This window comes from Allosphingosinicella sp. (assembly GCF_036387215.1).
In the GTDB taxonomy this organism is placed as follows: domain Bacteria; phylum Pseudomonadota; class Alphaproteobacteria; order Sphingomonadales; family Sphingomonadaceae; genus Allosphingosinicella.
Genome location: NZ_DASVUE010000386.1, coordinates 1 through 3,900, shown reverse-complemented (window position 1 = coordinate 3,900; position 3,900 = coordinate 1). Strand labels below are relative to the sequence as shown.

The following is a 3,900-nucleotide window of genomic DNA, read 5'->3' as shown; positions in this document are numbered from 1 at the left end:
GTTGGCTTCGAGACGGTCGACGTGCTCCAGGACCCGGAGATCCGCCAGGGCATCAAGGCCTATTCGGACTGGCCCACCATTCCGCAGCTTTACGTGAAGGGCGAGTTCGTCGGCGGCTCGGACATCATGATGGAGATGTTCGAGGCGGGCGAGCTCCAGCAGCTGCTGGACGAGAAGCAGGTCGCGAAGGCGGAGTAGTGGGCCCCGCCAAGCGGCTGCGGCAGTTTCTGAAAAAGATTAGGGCGGGCGGCGCGACCAGAAAGCGCCTGCCCGCCCTTTTCAGTGGAACGGTGTGGACGCGGATAGAGATACACGCTGCGTGCCAGACTGTGCCAGCGGCGGAAATGTGCGGCTTTCGGTGGTGAACGGGAATTAACCTCTTCCCGCCGGTGTAAAGCTTTCCGACAAATCTGCGCGCCGCTGCGGCCGCTGACGCAGCCGAAACATTCATATTCCGTTCAGTCGATTGATTACATCTGTAGTCCCGAGAGCTGCACGAGCAGCCGGATTTCAGGGAGCCGAGCGCAGATGCGCGAACGTGATTCGATCGACGATGTGATTTCCCGCGGCCGCTTGCATCCCGGCGGCTCGGGAATCGGCCGTGCTGCCGCCGCCTCCGGGCGGGCCCGGGCAGCGGGTGCCCCCGATGCTTGCGCTGGGGCTGGCGGCGCGGCCGCCTTCCTTTTCAATCACGACAAGACGGAGACGATGAAATGAAGTCCAAGGGGTTTACCGGGGGTATGTTCTTCGCAAGTCTGGTGGCCGGAGCAGTCGCGCTCGGCGGCACTGCCAATGCGCAGGAGAAGAAGGAAGAGCGGACCGAAAACATCATCATCAAGCGCTACGGCAAGGACAGCAAGCCGATCGTGCTCGACGGCAAGGAGCTCTCGGAATTCCGGTCGAAGTGCAACGACGCCAACAAGGCGGAAAGCGATGTCACGAGCGGCGACGGCAACAGGAAGTTCGTCACCCGCGTCGTCGTCTGCGGCGACAAGGGAGAGAGCTCGGCCGACGTTCGGGGCGAGCTCGTAAAGGCCCTCGAAAAGGCGCGCGCCGAGCTTAGCGAGCGTGACTCGGGCGATGCCCAGCATCGCGCCGAGGCAATTGCCGCTCTCGACCGCGAGATCGCGCGGGTGAAGGCGCAGAAGGACTGACTTACGCGAGGGGCGGGGGCGCGCATCGCCGCGGCTCCGCCCCCAATCCACAAACAGCGAAGCGAGCAGCGAGATGAGTGAGCGTATTTCCGATGCCGAACATGCGGTGATGGAGGTCCTCTGGGAGGAAGCTCCGCTCGCCGCCGCCGACGTTGCGGACCGGGTGGATCCCGCCCGCGGCTGGAGCGCCCGCACGGTCAAGACCCTGCTTTCTCGGCTCCTCTCGAAGGGCGCGATCGTCCACGAGGAGGACGGCCGCCGCTACCTCTACCGCCCCACCATTGCGCGCGAGGAGTTCCTGGAGCGGGAATCGGAGAAATTGCTGGACCGCATGTTCGGCGGCCGGGTCACACCGCTGGTCGCTCACCTCGCCGAGCGCAACCGCCTCTCGCCCGAAGACATCGCCGAGATCGAAGCCCTTTTGAAGGAGCTCAAATCATGATCGCCTGGATGCTGCAGAGCATGGTCGCCGCGACCTTGCTGATGATGCTGGTGCTGGCCGTGAGGCGCCCAGTGGCTGAGCTGTTCGGCGCGCAATGGGCCTATGCGCTGTGGCTTCTGCCGGTGCTTGTGCCGCTGCTGCCGCCGATCCCGAGCTTCCTTCCCGCCGCGGCGGCGCCGGTGACGATCATCATTCCCGACATGGCCGCGGCCAGCGCGTCGGCCGCTTCGGCGCCCGCGCCGGAGTCCGGCGGCGGCTCGGCCGACCTGATGCTCACCCTGCTCGCGCTCTGGGCGGGCGGAGCGATCGCTTTCGCGGTCTGGCAGCAATCGACCTACAGCGCCTTTATGCTGCATCTCGGCCCCACCGGCCGGAGCGCCGAGCCCCCGAGCTTCGGCGGCATCCGCGTCGTCGAGAGCGATGCCGTCGACGGTCCGGTTGCGGTCGGCCTGTTCAGGCGCCGGATCGTGGTCCCTGAGGATTTCCTCACCCGCTACAGCGAGACCGAGCGTCGGCTTGCGCTGGAGCATGAGCTCGTGCACCACCGGCGCTTCGACCTGCTCTGGAACTGGATTGGCCTCGGGCTCCTCACGCTCAACTGGTTCAACCCGATCGTTCACATCGCTTTTCGCGCCTTCCGCGCGGACCAGGAGCTCGCCTGCGATGCCGCTGTCACCCGGCGCGCCCCGACGCAGCGCCACGATTACGCCTGCGCCCTTGTCAAATCCGCAAGCCACCCTGGCCTGATTGCAGTCTGCCCGCTCAATCACGCCGACATGCTGAAACGGAGATTGAGAATGATGAAGAAGCACCGGGCGAGCTGGGTCCGAAGCGCCGGGGGCGCTGCCGCGCTTGCGCTGGTTGGAGCGGCCGGCCTTGCTGTCGCGACGCCAGGGTTTGCCAAGGAGGAGCGCGCCGAGCCCGTCGACGTGGTGATGGCGACGCAGGGACGCGAGCCGGTCATCGCCCGCGAGGAGATCGAGCGGCTGCGCGAGAAGTGCGGAACGCCGCGCGAGCGGGAGCGGGGCGCCATCGTCTGCTCGGGCGACGAGGCCAAGGACCCGGAAGTCCGCGCGATCGTCGCCAAGACCAAGGAGCGGGTGCGGGAGCGCATCTCCCACGCGCGTCTCAGCCGCAAGGACCGGGCGGAGATCCGCCGCTCGATCGAACGGGCACAGAAGGATCATCGCCGCGGGATGGAGGAGGCGCGGCGGGCGCTTGCCGACTCGCGCGTGCACATCGTGCGGCTCGAGCGGGGCGAGCATCTCGCCGAGATGGAAAAGGCGCTGGAGCGCGCCCGGCTCCACATCCAGCGCATCGACACGGACCGGATCCACGCGCAGGCGATGCGCTCGGCGATGCTTGCGACCCGAGTCCATCTGCCCCGCCACGTGCTGACGCCGGCGCAGGTGCGCGAGATCGAGGCCGCTCTGGCCGAGGCCGGGAAAGAGCTGGACCGGATCGAGGTGGATGTGAACCTGCGCGACCTGGACGACGACGAAGCCGCACCGTCCGCGCCGCGGGCGCCTGTGCGGATCATCGTCCCGCGGGCAGCGCCGCAGCCGCCGCTCCCGCCCCGCAACTGACCGACTGCCAGGCGGGGCGGCTCCCTTTCCCGCCCCGCTTGGTTTTTCCGCCCGCCGGTGCCACATGCGCCCCATGGACGAGGCGCGGCCCGGCACGATCGAACGGCTGAGCCCGCTGGTGCGCAGGCTGCTTGCGCCCAATCCTTCGCCCTTCACCTTCACCGGCACCTGGACTCATATCGTCGGCACCGGCGCGGTGGCCGTAATCGATCCGGGCCCAGCCATTCCCGAACATCTGGAGGCGATCCTCGCCTCACTCGAGGGGGCACGCGTGGAGGCGATCCTGTGTACGCACACGCATCGCGATCACAGCCCGGCCAGCCGTCCGCTCCAGGAGGCGACCGGGGCGCCGATCGTCGGCTGCGCCCCGCTGACGATGGAGGACGAGGGGCCGCGCGCCGACGCAGCATTCGATGCCGATTATGCACCCGATCGCGTGCTCGCCGACGGCGAGGCGCTGGCGGGGGAGGGGTGGACGTTGGAAGCGGTCGCCACGCCTGGGCACACGTCGAACCACCTCTGCTTCGCACTGCCGGAGGAGCGGGCGCTGTTCAGCGGCGATCATGTGATGGGCTGGTCGACCACCATCGTTTCTCCGCCGGACGGCGAGATGGGCGCCTATATGGCAAGCCTCGCCAGGCTCCAGGGGCGGGACGAAGCGGTCTACTACCCCGCGCACGGCCCGGTGATCGACGCTCCGCAAAAGCTGCTGCGCGGC

Annotated in this window: 6 protein-coding genes; all 6 read left to right on the top strand. The window is 67.8% G+C overall.

The window, feature by feature from the left end; translation table 11 throughout:
- Window positions 1-198: glutaredoxin family protein (locus tag VF662_RS14885; RefSeq protein WP_464142659.1), on the top strand; the 198-nt coding region annotated here is incomplete at its 5' end.
- Window positions 199-528: 330 nt separating this feature from the next.
- A complete protein-coding gene (locus tag VF662_RS14880; protein ID WP_464142657.1) occupies window positions 529-717 on the top strand; it encodes a hypothetical protein in 189 nt (62 codons plus the stop codon).
- Entirely contained in the window at window positions 714-1,154 is a 441-nt protein-coding gene (locus tag VF662_RS14875; RefSeq protein ID WP_464142655.1) for a hypothetical protein, read from the top strand. Before VF662_RS14880 ends, VF662_RS14875 begins: the two co-directional genes overlap by 4 nt.
- Before the next feature lie 73 nt (window positions 1,155-1,227).
- Complete coding sequence (locus VF662_RS14870) at window positions 1,228-1,596, top strand: BlaI/MecI/CopY family transcriptional regulator (RefSeq protein ID WP_464142653.1); 369 nt, start codon at window positions 1,228-1,230, stop codon at window positions 1,594-1,596.
- Window positions 1,593-3,182, top strand: coding sequence for a M56 family metallopeptidase (locus tag VF662_RS14865; protein ID WP_464142651.1), 1,590 nt, complete (start codon window positions 1,593-1,595; stop codon window positions 3,180-3,182). The genes VF662_RS14870 and VF662_RS14865 overlap by 4 nt, the downstream gene beginning before the upstream one ends.
- 64 nt (window positions 3,183-3,246) lie before the next feature.
- The coding region (locus VF662_RS14860) for an MBL fold metallo-hydrolase (protein ID WP_464142649.1) at window positions 3,247-3,900 on the top strand (654 nt) is incomplete at its 3' end.

Bases quoted from the DNA above. Each gene is read 5' to 3' on its own strand.
- VF662_RS14880 (WP_464142657.1), top strand. From the start codon at position 529: ATGCGCGAACGTGATTCGATCGACGATGTGATTTCCCGCGGCCGCTTG.
- VF662_RS14875 (WP_464142655.1), top strand. From the start codon at position 714: ATGAAGTCCAAGGGGTTTACCGGGGGTATGTTCTTCGCAAGTCTGGTG.
- VF662_RS14870 (WP_464142653.1), top strand. From the start codon at position 1,228: ATGAGTGAGCGTATTTCCGATGCCGAACATGCGGTGATGGAGGTCCTC.
- VF662_RS14865 (WP_464142651.1), top strand. From the start codon at position 1,593: ATGATCGCCTGGATGCTGCAGAGCATGGTCGCCGCGACCTTGCTGATG.